Genomic DNA, 13,994 nt, shown 5'->3' with positions numbered 1-13,994 from the left:
GGCAGATATTAATTATGTGATTCGTTACTCGTAGCTTTTACATCGATCTCCACTTTCGGCTGTACCGGATCATTGGTGATCATCAGAATTCGCAAGTGTCTCTTCTTCTTTCCAAGGTTCTTTTTCAAGACAGTCACTCTCAGGCGGGTACTTTCGCCCGGCTGCAGTATAGTTTTCTTCAAAGCAACACCTACCGCAGGATTGAATACTTGCAGTTTACTGATCTGCAAAGGAGACTTACCTGTGTTAGTGATAACAATGTCATGTCGGGCTTTGTTTTTCTTAACCAAAACCCGGCTTAAATCAATCTTGGATTCGGACAGACGAATAGCAGGAGCTAAAGCTTTATCTTGCTCGGTCATTCCTGAAAAGTCAGGAAGAAGTATTGCTGACACGGGGATTTCATTTTCCTCACTCACTTTATCACCGGCAAAGCGAGCCAGATAAACAGAAGACTGAGTCAAACCTAAATCCATCAGTTGTTTGGTATCAAGTATCAGGGTAATGGTTCCTTTCTTACCTTTCAAAAGGACGGTAGGATTAGTTTCCATTTTCAGATAAGGCGGAAGGTGCATCAATACAGGTTCGTATGGACGATCGGAAAGATTGACTACCCCCAACGTAATGACCGGTTTTTCTCCGCTGTGTACATCAGGAAAATCTATATCTGTACGGTCAATCCGGATTTGTCCGATTGCATAGGGATGGGTTTTAGTAAAATCCTTGATCTCCTGAACCACCTCTCCATCGAAGTTCAGATAAACCAAACCAGGCTGCGCATTGCTGTAAATGCCGATCGATTTATTGAAATGCCCCAACGCTTTTGCATCAAACGTAGCACTAACCGTTCCTTTTTCTCCGGGAGCAATCGGAGTTTTCGTCCAGTTAGCAACCGAACAGGCACAAGAGGTAGTAACATTAGTCAGTACCAAAGGTTTATCACCAGTATTGGTAATAGTATACTCTACAGAAACCGGACGCTTCCATTCAATCTGTCCGAAATGATGGGTCTCCTTATTAGAAGAGATACGAGGTTGAGCTACAGCCGATAAAGTAATAGTAAGTAAAGTAAATATGAAGAGTAAACTACGTTTCATTCGTTCCTATTTTATTATTGTTAGTTGTTTAAAGTACAAAAATAGGAGTTTTCGTCGAGAATCTGCCACTGATTACATATTTTTAAGCACAGGACATAGTGGCTTTACTCAAAAAAACAGGGGCTGCATCAAAACTCACCACAGAGGACACAGAGTAACACAGAGACGATTTTAGGTTGTTGATTATCAATAAAAAGACTCTATGATACTCTGTGTTACTCCGTGGTGAAAAAAATTGCGACACACCCTCCTGAAAATATTTAATTTTATTTATTGAAATATGTTACAGCGAAACGAAGCTGAGTGGGCTGCATATTCGGGTGCATATGCACTCTGAATAGTAGCAATTCCTGTTTCGTAACTTCCTGCACGATCGACACGGTAACTATACTCTAAAACATAAGTTCCTTTATTTAAGGTATCGAAAAAGAAATCAGTTGAAGCATCTTTTACTGCTACATAACAACCGACATCACCAACATTGCGATATCCCGACAGGACTTTAATTGGTTCGAGACAGGCAGCCCGCTGGTCTTTCAACTGTATAAAATCCATCGTACGATCAAGACGGACAGTCAGACGGACTACCACTTTATCACCAACCTTTAACTGAGTTTTACCAATAATCGGTTGCAACTGACGATTGTTATGAGCAATCGTTTCCACATATAATTTCTTATCTACATCCAGACCGCTCCCTTGGCGAACTACTTTATCAAGACTCTCTTCGAACTGTGCATATACTCCTCCCCAGGCAATACCCGGATCTCGTTTTTCAACAATAATCTCAGCGGCATCTACGGTCTTTCTGTCCGTAAAAGTCTTTTTGATATAACCTAACCCCGGAACAGTCGTCTTAGCAGGACTTATCGTTTCCAACACTTCATTGCCAAGAACAATACGGACATCTCCTTGATTATCCAGTAAATTAGTTCCATTGTAAAGCAGAGCATAAACAGCATCTGCAGTAGCCACCGGAGAATCCCATTGCTGGGTCTGTTTCTGCTTTAAAAGCCACATTTTCATTTCTTCAACAACCTGTGCATCCTCTCCCACTCGTTCAAAAGCTTCCATTACATCCACATGGGCAGGTACTTTCAGGTTATTCCAAGTATATGGACTGTCGGCTGTATCAAAAAACATTCCCTGGTCATCTGTCCGAGTGAGATATTCTTTAAGGGATGCCATAAACTCCTGAGCCTCTTTCACCTTGCCTACTTTCTGCAAGATAATGGCCGACCAAGCTTTTTCGGTTACAGACTGCTGAGACAATGACGGAGCTACTCTCGAAAGGAAATAGGTATATGCTTCTTTCATGGATGCCGGCACTTTTTCGTCAGAAATAGCAATCAGATAGAGATACTTTAATGCACTTCGTGAAATTCCTTGTGATTTACTGCCGTTTTTTTCGGCTTCACGAATAGAACGATATTCCTGTAAGGCCTCTTTATGAAGATAGTTGAAAGCCGACCGTTGCATATTCAAGGCTGCGCCTTCCAATGGTTTTCCTGTAAGCAGGGCTATACGTGCATTCTGCTCCACAATAAAATCGGTAACAAAAAGACTACCGTTCATTCCTTTATACCAACTCCACGAACCATCAGGTAATTGGAGTTCCTGTAGTTTCAGTAAGGCTGCTGCATTATTATTACGGATATTATTCAAATCGAATAGAGTGGCAATGCGTTCTTTTTGTTCGCTTTCCGAGGTAGCTTCCATCACCCAGGGAGATTCGGAAAGAAGGATATTCTTCACTTCCTGATTCTTTTGCAAATTACTCAGGAAAGTTTCTTTGGTGCCTCCCCCGAGTTTCCAACTGTCAAAAATAGCTCGAATACGTGGTTGGGCATTCATTATGTAAGAGGCCATTGTGTTGGCATACCAGGAAGTAGCCCATGAAATGGCATCATCATTTCTGGGTTGCGACAACGCTGGCAATGCTTGTACGGCATACCAAGCCGGATTGGCAGTAAACTCAACGGTTAAACGCCGGTTGGTTGCAGTCTTGCTATGATGATTGAAAAGGTCTGCTAAAGAGAAAGTACGCGTTTGTTCACCACGGACAGGCATAGGCAAGGTCTCTGTCAGATTCTCTTTATTGCTGAGAACCGGAAGCAGGTGTTGTTCACCATCGCTGAAATTGCCTCCTTCGGCTATCATCCGGCACCCCAGAACTTCATATTTATCAGTAACCGTAAACAGGAAATCCACCCCGACAGTCTGTCCGGGCCCGGCATTAAATTTCTTTTGCTGGGTAGATATCACCTGATCCGTCATAGGATTGAAAAGCACAAGTTTCACTGTACCCGACATGCTTTTACCTGTCAGATTGCTAACAGAAGCAGCGATGGAAGTATGGTCTCCCACCCGGACAAACCGCGGCAGATTTGGGGTAAGCATAAACTCTTTACTGGTAACAGCAGTAGCATTTATCTGACCCGTCATCATATTCTGTGTGTGGGCATAACCACGGAAATTCCAGGTCGTAAGGCTTTGCGGCATACGGAAAGAGAAGCTGACCTCACCCTGAGCATTGGTATGAAGTTGCGGATAGAAAAAAGCTGTTTCAGCAAAGTTGGTACGTAACTCTATATCTGCAGCCTCATTCACAGCCGGATGGTCTGCCTGATTTACAGCCCCCGCATCTTGTGAAACAGAAATCAACTCGGATTCAAAAAGGACATCGTCTGCGGCCTCGCTTTTCATTTGTTGTTTCATAGCTCCCATTCCACGCATACGAGCATAGCGGGTAACCGGAGCGGCGTCATTGGTTATCGACAACACTTCGGCAACAGCATATCCGACAGGAGGTAATACAAAATGATCGTAACTGAACGAAGGTACTTTCAAACTACGCTGACGGAAACCAAAATAAAAATAGTTCGAATCTGCATAGTCCCTCCTCCAATGGGAAACAGGAACGGAAAGATGATAATATAGCTGCAGAGACTGGTCAGCTTTCCAGATTTTATCCAGTGAAGCATCGTACATGGTAGCCAACATCTCGGCCAAAACCGGTGATCCTTGTGGATTCCGGATCGTCAGCTTCCATTCCTCTTCCTGTCCGGGACGTAATTTATCACGGAATACATCCCAGCGTATATTCAAAGTATAATCGGGCAAACGCTTTGTCAGACTTACTTCCTGTTCGTAAACTATTCCTTTACGAACAAATGCAAAAGTAATGCCCAAACCATTTCCATAAGCCTCCCGATAAGGGTACTCAAAACGGACAAGCGAATCGGACAAATGAAGAAGTTTGCTCTCCAGATGCTTGTTACCACTGAATACATCCATAAGTACATAAGCATCCTTTTCGGAAGTTCCAAAGTAGAATAGTGCAGGATGTTCTGCATCAAACCGGGTATTTACCTCATAATACCATAAAGGCATGGACACCGGTGGACGTTTATCATTCAAAGCGAAAAGGATCACAACCTTTTCCGTTTCTGATTTACGTCCCTGGGCATCCGTCACAGAAGCTACAAGTTTATAAGCACCGGAAGGTAGTGTTTTCCAGTCGGACAATAACGTCTCTTCATTGGATCTGAACGAACCTGAAAGGATTGCCTGAGCAGAAACCTTCTGATCTTTCACAGCTTTGGATTCCTCATAACCTGAAATAGAGAACAATTGGTAACTGCCTTCGACGGCAACCGGTTTACGTTCCAGATTATTTACCTGAAAAGTAGCTTTTATGGAATCGTCTTTACAGATAAGTCCGTTTATATCGGCAAATAGCAGCAAGGAAGTCTTTCCGGCCCGCAGGCTGATTTCCGAAGTCTGCGTTTCGCCCGCAACATTCGTGACCGAAACCTGTACTTTATAGTCATAATAGGAAGAAGTACCATCACCACCGTCAAGGTCGGAGCCTGAAGTATCGGGTTTCAGGTCAACAGGAAGCTCAAAATTTCCATCTGCCCCCAGACGCAAGGTATCAGAAGCCAGTATGACAGGATTCACTCCCCACATCCGCCAGGAACAAAGGGAGCGGGTTATGGTATAAGTAACCGGAATATCCTGTAAAGGCACACCGCTGAAAGTCTTGACATTCCCTTTCAATTCGACACGGTCCCCTAAACGATAACTTTCAGTCACCGGCTCAAATGTAATGTCAAATGTAGGACGTTTATAATCTTCCACCCTAATGGTACGGAAACCGTTTTGAGTATTCAGGCTGAAAATGCCGTTCAAACAAACGGATGGTAATACGAATTCAGCAGTAAAAGAACCGAAATCACCGGTACGCAGCTTCTTTGTACCCACTTCCTGCCCATTGGCATCTGTAAGTGTCAGTGTATATTCTCGCCCGGCAAGCACATGGGCAGAATCCGGGTATTGTTCATAGGCAATTCCTTTCACATAGACAGTCTGTCCCGGACGGTAAAGAGAACGATCGGTAAGCAAAGTTACGGCAGAAACCGGCTTTGTATCATCTGTAAAGTTATAATTCCCACCCCATAAATAGATTTGCGGCATAGCCGTATCGGCTCCTTTGGCAGCCGTCAGGTATCTGTACTCTCCTGATGAAGCAAACTGTGCTTTCCCTTCAGCATTAGTGGTAGCGGTCAGAAGCTGTTTGTTCTGTCGGTCGAAGACTGAAAGCAGAACCCCCTCTATAGGCTTCCCACTCATCTCATCGAGTACAGCTACCTCACTTAGCTTGGAAGGCAAAGAGCGGGTCAGCACTTTGAAGCGGGTGGAAGACAGAAACTTCGCAGAATTAGAACGAACATCAGCATCCGGAACAATACGGAGGGCATAGAGACCTGTTTCAGGAGCTTTCATATGAAATATAGAGTCTTGCATTTTATAGTCACCAGACGGGAAAAGGACATAATGCACCGACGAAAGCAAGCGCCCATGTTTCTTTAAGAATGTTTCATCAGGTACTTCCACTGCATTGGGGCGAACCGGCAAATTGATCGCATACAACTGAACTGCGAAACTCTTCAGATTCTTAAAACTGACTTTCAAGTCGAATTCCTCACCGGGATAAACCGCTGACGGCGTCTGCACTGTAAAATCCGGGCTCAGGATATCCTGCTTCAGCTCTCTCAAGGCATTAATACGGTGATAAGCCGGATAGCGGGAAATGGCCTCATCACACAATTGCAATCCGGAAGCAGGTACGCCGGCATTCACCGCCTCCTGGGCCTTAAGTAAATAAACCTCGGCACAAATGTCACGTGACTGGTTCTCAGCAATCAGTTTATTCAATGCTCCCAGATAAGGATCTTGCGTCAGCCCGATTCTACCCTCAGGAGCATGATAAGGACGAAAACCGGGATCGGTGCGCCTTTTCCACTGCAGATAATCCAAGTTAGTAAGCAACAGAGCGTCCGGATTATCGGTCCGGCGATATGAATCCATCATGTGTCGATAAATCCCTTCGATACGTGCATTTATCAGAGAATCACTGCCCAACCCGGATAAACTCTCTAATGAAGCAATGGCACGGGAAGCTAAGAGATGATACATATCATGATGATAATAATCACTTGTTACCCCCAGCTCGACAAAAGGAATGTAACTTCGGGATGAAGTATCGAGCAGTAACAAGGAATCCTGAAACGTTACGGCTGCCTCTGACATCACTTTCGTTACAAACTGATTTTTACTCCACTCCCGGATATCATTTGAGGGAGTCACTTCCTCCAAATCTGTACGGCGGTTTAGTTTCCAACGATTTTGAGAAGCATAATCGGCATACATACTGCCGATAAGCGAATGCAGAACCGCACGGTCCAGTGGCTTATCTGTAGTTTTCACCCACTGCTCTAATCCGTTCAACGACACATAGAAACTATCCGGAGTGATCTCTTCCCTGAATCTCATCTGCCAGACATAGGCTTTCAGCATTTGAGGAGAGTTCTTCTCAATTTCAGCTTTCTTATAAATTTCACCGGTCAACCGGACGATAGTATCGGGCAGGCTTTTCTGTTGGGCCTGCTCCACTTGCTTCCATAACTTATCGTATGATTGGGCATGTGTCCATGACATCATTCCCATAGAAAGTAACACGATAATACAAATTAGTCTAATCTTCATATCTTAAAAGTTTAAGTATCAATACATAATTAACAAAGTAACAAAATAAAGTTTAAAGATTTGTTCTTTTTCTTATAAAAAAAGAGAACAGATCGGGCATATTTCCATAACCAGCATGAGCAAAATTAAGGTCTTTTAACGCAAAACTGAAAACGACAAGACTTTTTCAGTTAACTTTGTAATCGCAACCATTAATCTAATCACAAACCAACACACAACATCTTATGAAAAACAGACATTACTTGAAGTATATGCTGGCGATTACCGCATTATTATTCAATGGAGAAGCAATCTACTCACAAACCCATCCGATAGAAAGTTATCTGAAAGCGGCAGGAGACCATGCAACCATTTATAATGGTGAAATAGAATTTACGTACAGTCTTGCTCAATACGAAAATCTCCCTTATTTTCAAAGTGACGAATTTACTTCCGGAGAGATCATCTTCAGAGGTAACCGGTATCCGGGTCTGGCCCTTCACCTGGATTTATACAAAGACCAACTTTCGGCTCTGAATCCCGGTAGCCGTCATAGCATTATTATTAATAACGAAGGAATCGAACAGGTAAAACTACACAATGCTACATTCATCTACTTCCGTCCAACGCCAAATACAAATCTGGACAAAGGATTTTACGAATTACTGCACAATGGAAAAGAATTGAGACTATTGGCACGCAAAAAATATTATATTGCTCATATCAGTGCGGAAAAAATAATAAAAACCGGCAAACACCAGACTGAATATTTCACGTACAAAGCAAAATATTATCTGGAGTACAACGGAGTATATTATTCCGTCAGTAACAAAAAGACGTTTGCCAGGATCTTTCCGGAACAGCGTAAACTGATAAACCGCTATGTACGAAAACAGAAGCTAAACTTCCGTCATGATACTGACGCCTCCCTGACAGCCCTTACAAACTATTGTGAAGAATTGATAGCCCCCAAACAGACACGATGAAAAAGAATACATACCTATGGATGCTGCCCCTGTTATTCTGGTGGCCGCAACAAGCAGTGGCACAACAGCCGCTCTCACTTCCGGCCGACAGTATAACCATTGATACCCTACTGGAGTCAATGGAGAAAAATACATCCTACAGAATTTATACTACCATTGACACCTCCTTCAAGGTATTGGTAAGAGGAAAGACTACGCCTTTACAGCAGTTGAAAGAAGCACTGGCACCGACACCCTATAAACTATCGGTATATGGGAACATTTTATTCGTGCTGAAAGAACAGGAGCTTATCACACTATTGCCTCCCACACTGACAGGCGAACCGGAAAAAGATGAAGGTTACTATGGGGATGTATATACTTATCTGAGAGACGAACCGGAAAAAGCATCTTCAGAAAACAAAGTATATAATGTAGGAGATGTACGGATCAAACAACGCCCCCGGAAAGCGACACTCAAAGGGCAAGTGACTAACTTTAAAACCGGTGAGCCCATGATCGGTATCAATCTGATTTTAAAGGACCCATGGATAGCGACAACAACAGACGCAAAGGGTAACTTTACCCTTGAGCTTCCTACCGGACATAAGCAATTGGACATAAAAGGACTGAATGTAAAAGATACGCGACGTCAAATCATGCTTTTCAGTGACGGAACACTCAATATAGAACTGGAAGAGAGTGCACATATGCTGGACGAAGTAACCATTACTTCCGGACGCATACAGAATGTAAAGAGCACACAGCTGGGAGCTGAGACTTTGCGCCCTACACAGCTGAAAAATATCCCAATGGCTTTGGGGGAAGTGGACATTCTGAAGATGGTACAAGCCTTGCCGGGAGTAAAAACAGTAGGTGAAGCTTCAAGCGGATTCAACGTACGTGGCGGAGCTACCGACCAAAACCTGATTTTACTTAATGACGGAACCATTTATAACCCCAACCACTTATTTGGCTTCTTCGCCGCTTTCAATTCGGACATGGTGAAAGAGGCCGAAATATATAAAAGCAGCATCCCCGCACAATATGGCGGACGTATCTCGTCTATTCTGGATATCACCGGCAAAGAGGCCAATAAAGAAAAGTTCACAGGTTCGGCGGGTATCGGACTGGTGACAAGCAAACTGAATCTGGAGATTCCGGTCATCAAAGACAGGACATCTGTCTTACTAAGCGGACGTACTACATATTCCGACTGGATTATGAAACAGCTTCCGGAAAAAAGCGGTTACAAAGACGGCACCGCCGGTTTTTATGACCTGGGCGCCATTGTGGCACATAAGTTCAACGATAAACACAGCCTTAATATTTACGGATATTATAGCCATGACCGCTTTGCTTTCAACTCAAACGAAAAATACGGTTACAACAACCTTAATGCCTCAGCACGATGGAGGGCTGTATTTAATGAGAGACTGGTGGGATATTTCTCGGCCGGATACGATCACTACGACTACAATAACCGGGAAACAGTCAATGCCTCAAGCGCATATAAGCTATCGTTTGACATTAATCAATATTTCGTTAAGGCAGACTTTACAAACAAGCTGACCGGCAATAATACATTAAACTTTGGTTTTAAATCAATGCTGTACAATATCAATTCGGGAACTTACGAACCTGAAGGAAGTGAATCACTGGTGAAAAAGGATGCTTTGCAAAAAGATAAAGCTCTGGAAACGGCGTTCTATTTGGGTGATGAATGGGAAATCACTCCAAAACTGTCTGTCAACGCAGGAATCCGCTATTCGCTATTCAATGCGTTAGGCCCACGTTCGTATTATAAATATGAACCGGGTACGCTCCCGCACGAATCGACTATAACAGATACTATCACTGCCGGAGCAGGAAAAGTGATGAAAACCTATCACGGACCCGAATTCCGGCTATCCGCACGATACTCCTTCACGGATGATTTTTCAATTAAAGCAGGATTTAACTCGATGCGGCAATATATACATAAACTGTCGAATACTGTCATCATGTCGCCAACCGACACATGGAAACTGAGTGATGTCAACATTAAACCCCAAAAAGGTTGGCAAGCCGCGGCAGGACTTTACCTGAATTCTCCGAACGGTATCTGGGAATACTCAGTGGAAGGTTATTATAAGCGGATGTCCGATTATCTGGACTATCGCGGAGGAGCCAAACTGCTAATGAACCACCATATTGAAACTGATGTTATCAACACGCAAGGACACGCCTACGGTGTGGAACTGCAGGTAAAAAAACAGGTTGGAAAACTGAACGGTTGGATGAGTTATACCTATTCGCGTACTTTCTTGAGACAGAATGACAAACGGATCGAAAAACCGGTAAACAACGGTGACTGGTATCCTACGGAATATGATAAGCCTCATGATTTCAAGTTTGTAGGTAACTATAAATTTACGCACCGCTACAGTATGTCGATCAATGTGGACTACAGCACAGGACGTCCGACAACCATTCCTGCCGGACAATATTATGATGAGTCGACACAATCGATGCGGGCTTATTACACGGAACGAAACTCATACCGTATACCGGACTACTTTCGTACAGACATCTCTTTCAATATAGAGCCCAGCCATCACCTGACGCTACTAACGCATAGTTCTATTTCTATCGGCATATACAACGTTACCGGAAGAAAAAATGTTTATTCCATTTATTATGTGTCGGAAGAAGGTCAGATAAAGGGGTACCAGATGTCTATCTTCGGAGTGCCGATTCCTTTCATTACATATAACATAAAATTCTAACACCATGTTGAAATCAAAATATATTATCTATCTATTGCTACTCTGCCTGACAGGTTGTGTCTCCGAATTTAACGCACAACTTCCCACTTCCGACGAAGAACTGTTGGTAGTGACCGGCGACATCATTGCCAATACGGAAGTCGTATTTTCATTAAGTAAAAGTGTCCCACTGTCCGAAGAATCCCCGGAAAACTATCGAGACATTGAGGCCAAAATCATTGTAACCGGCAGTGACGGCTATCGGAGTAATCCCGGTAAGGCTATCGGAGAAGGCAAATATCAAATCAGCATCGGGGAATTACAGAACAACGTATCTTATGGAGTAGAAATAGAATATAATGGAGAGATTTATATCTCTTCTCCCTCCGAACCGATGGAAACTCCTGAAATAGACAGTGTTTCATGGATACAGCCCGTAAAAGAACAGCCACTGACCATCCGGGTATCTACACATGGTGATCCCGGAAAAACCCAATATTACATGTGGAATTACAAAGAAGACTGGGAGATTAGAGCTAATTACATGACAACTTGTTACTTCGATCCGGAAACAAACCGCATTTACGAGGACAGCAGTTACCCTACCTTCTATTGCTGGAAAAAAGAATTATCCAGAAATATATTGATCAGTTCAACCCAATCACTGAAAGAAAACCGGATCATAAACAATAAGCTGTTTGAAGCACCGGTAAAAGGAGATAGATTTACAGTGTTATACAGTGTACTGGTACAACAACGGACACTGAGTAAAGCAGGGTATGAATATTATCTGAATGTACAACAGCAAAATGAAGACATGGGAGGAATCTTTACTCCACAACCTTCCGAAGTTCAGGGAAATCTCAGTTGTACCACTCAGCCTGAGCGAAGAGCCATCGGCTATGTCGGGGTTTACAAAAACATAGTCGAAAAGAGAATCTATATTCGCCCCAATGACATAGAACATCCTCCCCGATACACAGATTGCGAGGAACTGACGGACGATGATCTGAACGAAATGGGCTACAACACCTATCTGACAAGATATCTGGCTGGCTATCGTCCTGTTGGAACAGGTACACACATCGATAACTGGACGCTGCAAAGATGCACAGAATGTGAATATAACGGAGGAAATAAAAACAAACCTTCGTTCTGGCCCAACGATCACCAATAACTTAAAAAGAAAGGAGACAATCATGAAACGAATCTTCACACTATATTTCTTTGCATTGTTTTGTCTGATTTCACAGGCACAGGAAGAACTATACGAACGAGTGTATGTACATACGGACAAAACGTGTTATCTGGCCGGCGAAGAAGTTTGGATCAAGTTTTATACCACTGACACCCACTTCCAACCATCTTTTTTCAGCAAAGTGGGATATGTAGAAATATCAAATGCCGAACGCCCACAGGCCCAGTTAAAATTAGCACTTGACAATGGCAGCGGTTCGGGAAAAATAAAGATTCCGGCTGATGCTCCCTCAGGTATTTACGAGTTAAGCGGATATACCCAATATATGAGAGATGAAGGGGAAAAAATCTTTTTTCGAAAGCAGATTGCCATAATCAACACTTTCCGGATTGCGGAATCTGACCCGATAACATTAGCCGATTCTACGGAAACATACCCGAAAGAAGTACCGGCTATGAACGGAAACATTCGTATAAACACTTCCCGGCCGTCGTATAGTATGCGCCAACCTGTAGAATTGACCATCAATGGCCTGCCCGAAGAAGTATCCGACCTTATCGTTTCGGTAAGCCGCAATGATTCACTGGTCATACTTCCACATCATGAAGAATCTGTCTGGAGACAGCAAGTTACCAGTACGCCCGGCACATTCTCCGGTCAATGGGTACCGGAATATGAAGGACATATCATCCGCGGACAAATACAAACTCCCGAAGGAGAAACACTGAAACAGATGCAGAATAAACATGTGTCAGCAGACATCGCTTTTGTAGGTAAAGATATCCGGTATGTACAAGGACAAGTAGACGTTGAAGGGAATGCACGATTCTACACTAGCAATATATTTGGAATCAATGACATAGTGGCTGCCGCATGGGGAGCTAATGGAGAATCTTACCAAATGAATATTTTATCGCCTTTCTGTGAGAATCTGCCGAAAAATCTCCCCCAACTTAAACTCTATCGAAATAAAAAACGATTATTGGAAAGAAGCATAGGCATACAGCTACAACAAGTTGTCATGCTCGATTCTCTTGACCATGGTATCCCTCTGCAATCTTGTTACGGGCTCCAACCTTATCTGAACTACAATCTGGATGAATACACAAGATTCAGCACGATGACAGAAACCTTTGTAGAATTTGTACGTAGCGTGATAATACGCAAAGTGAATGGTAAACGCAGGCTAAAAGTACTCAAAGAGGGAGAAAAAAGATTCAATGTCGGAAATACATTAGTGTTATTGGATGGTGTTCCTATTCACGATCACGAAGATATTCTGAAGTATAACCCCAAATTGGTGAAAAAAATCGATATCTATAACAGCCGCTATGCTTTTAGCGGTGAAACATTCGAATGTATGATTTCCCTGACCACGCAAAAAGGAAACCTGCCTTCCATACAGTTAAGTGACGACTCGCAACTGACAGTATATGAATGTCCTCAATTGCCCGTTGCATTCAGCATGCCCGAGTACAAAAACGAGGTTGACAGAAAATCACGCAAACCGGATTTCCGGCATACATTATACTGGAACCCCTCCGTAAAAACAGAAAAGGGAAAAGCTACCACACTCCTTTTTTACACATCCGACCTTGAAGGAGAATTTAAAGTAGTGGTGGAAGGCTTTACGCACCAAGGAGAAGCAATCCGAGGTGAAACGAGTTTTCGTGTAGAAGAATGACCCTCGCAGTCCAATGGGTGAAGTAACTCCCCAATAAAAAAAGTGGGGAACACTTTTATTTAGTGTATCCCCACTTCATCATTTCATTTCTGCCGGCTTCTCTTAAACATCTTTCCAGCAGATGCATTACTACTTTTTTCATTGCTTCAAATACTAATAATAATTACCTTAATTAATAAACACACATCGAAAACCTAAAGGGGAGAATGCTTAAAGCGTTACATATCCCCAGATGTTAGGATTGGCATTTGCCAAATTCTTTAATAAACTTCT

The 13,994-nt window shown here is 43.0% G+C and carries 6 protein-coding genes; 4 read left to right on the top strand and 2 right to left on the bottom strand.

Features of this window, described 5'->3' with window-relative positions:
• Positions 1 to 8: 8 nt before the first annotated feature.
• Together DBK98_RS08055 and DBK98_RS08050 are read right to left on the bottom strand one after the other, a co-directional pair.
• The gene (locus DBK98_RS08055; RefSeq protein WP_005818352.1) at positions 9 to 1,097 is read right to left on the bottom strand and encodes a DUF1573 domain-containing protein; all 1,089 of its coding nucleotides are present in this window, start codon (positions 1,095 to 1,097) and stop codon (positions 9 to 11) included.
• Between the two features lie 270 nt (positions 1,098 to 1,367).
• Complete coding sequence (locus DBK98_RS08050) at positions 1,368 to 7,148, bottom strand: alpha-2-macroglobulin family protein (RefSeq protein ID WP_032537215.1); 5,781 nt, start codon at positions 7,146 to 7,148, stop codon at positions 1,368 to 1,370.
• 224 nt (positions 7,149 to 7,372) lie between these two features.
• On the opposite strand from DBK98_RS08050, the gene DBK98_RS08045 reads away from it, so the two are divergent.
• Genes DBK98_RS08045 through DBK98_RS08030 form a run of 4 tightly spaced genes read left to right on the top strand, consistent with a single transcriptional unit; the run spans position 7,373 to position 13,721 of the window.
• Positions 7,373 to 8,113, top strand: coding sequence for a hypothetical protein (locus DBK98_RS08045; protein ID WP_005818350.1), 741 nt, complete (start codon positions 7,373 to 7,375; stop codon positions 8,111 to 8,113).
• Positions 8,110 to 10,860 carry a TonB-dependent receptor domain-containing protein gene (locus tag DBK98_RS08040; RefSeq protein WP_032537216.1) on the top strand — a complete coding sequence of 917 codons (2,751 nt, stop codon included), beginning with the start codon at positions 8,110 to 8,112 and terminating at the stop codon, positions 10,858 to 10,860. Before DBK98_RS08045 ends, DBK98_RS08040 begins: the two co-directional genes overlap by 4 nt.
• 4 nt (positions 10,861 to 10,864) lie before the next feature.
• Positions 10,865 to 12,016, top strand: coding sequence for a DUF4249 domain-containing protein (locus DBK98_RS08035; RefSeq protein WP_005810414.1), 1,152 nt, complete (start codon positions 10,865 to 10,867; stop codon positions 12,014 to 12,016).
• A 22-nt stretch (positions 12,017 to 12,038) separates the two neighbouring features.
• Positions 12,039 to 13,721: a hypothetical protein gene (locus DBK98_RS08030; RefSeq protein ID WP_005810416.1), complete on the top strand. Its 1,683-nt coding sequence runs from the start codon at positions 12,039 to 12,041 to the stop codon at positions 13,719 to 13,721.
• The last annotated feature ends 273 nt before the right edge of the window (positions 13,722 to 13,994 follow it).

The organism is Bacteroides sp. PHL 2737 (genome assembly GCF_004115325.2).
Lineage (GTDB): Bacteria > Bacteroidota > Bacteroidia > Bacteroidales > Bacteroidaceae > Bacteroides > Bacteroides hominis.
The sequence above is the reverse complement of the archived record's forward strand: the minus strand, read 5'-3'. Positions and strand labels throughout refer to the sequence as shown.

Excerpts from the sequence above, each read along its gene's own strand:
- DBK98_RS08050 (WP_032537215.1), bottom strand. The coding sequence starts at position 7,148 with ATGAAGATTAGACTAATTTGTATTATCGTGTTACTTTCTATGGGAATG.
- DBK98_RS08030 (WP_005810416.1), top strand. The coding sequence starts at position 12,039 with ATGAAACGAATCTTCACACTATATTTCTTTGCATTGTTTTGTCTGATT.
- DBK98_RS08035 (WP_005810414.1), top strand. The coding sequence starts at position 10,865 with ATGTTGAAATCAAAATATATTATCTATCTATTGCTACTCTGCCTGACA.
- DBK98_RS08040 (WP_032537216.1), top strand. The coding sequence starts at position 8,110 with ATGAAAAAGAATACATACCTATGGATGCTGCCCCTGTTATTCTGGTGG.
- DBK98_RS08055 (WP_005818352.1), bottom strand. The coding sequence starts at position 1,097 with ATGAAACGTAGTTTACTCTTCATATTTACTTTACTTACTATTACTTTA.
- DBK98_RS08045 (WP_005818350.1), top strand. The coding sequence starts at position 7,373 with ATGAAAAACAGACATTACTTGAAGTATATGCTGGCGATTACCGCATTA.